The organism is Vibrio sp. 10N.261.52.A1 (assembly GCF_002876325.1).
Lineage (GTDB): Bacteria > Pseudomonadota > Gammaproteobacteria > Enterobacterales > Vibrionaceae > Vibrio > Vibrio chagasii.
The window spans coordinates 1-232 of record NZ_MCYD01000299.1; the positions used below are offsets into that span (position 1 = coordinate 1).

Sequence of the window (232 nt, forward strand, 5' to 3'; positions counted from 1 at the left end):
TCTTTAAGCATAGCGAAATTGCCAGTGCGGCCTTTGCCAAAACAAAAGTCATCACCAACCACCAAAAACTTCACGCCAAGCTTATCAACCAAAAGATCTTTAATGAATGCTTCCGCCGATAAACTTGCAAAGTACTGATTAAAATTGACACACAATAAACGACTGATATCTAGCTTGCTCAGTTGTACGTACTTATCGCGTAAGCGAGTTAAACGTGCCGGCGCTTTATCTC

Annotated in this window: 1 pseudogene; it reads right to left on the reverse strand. The window is 41.4% G+C overall.

The window, feature by feature from the left end:
- Positions 1-232 (reverse strand): annotated as a pseudogene (locus BCT81_RS03660) (bifunctional riboflavin kinase/FAD synthetase); the annotation flags it as partial.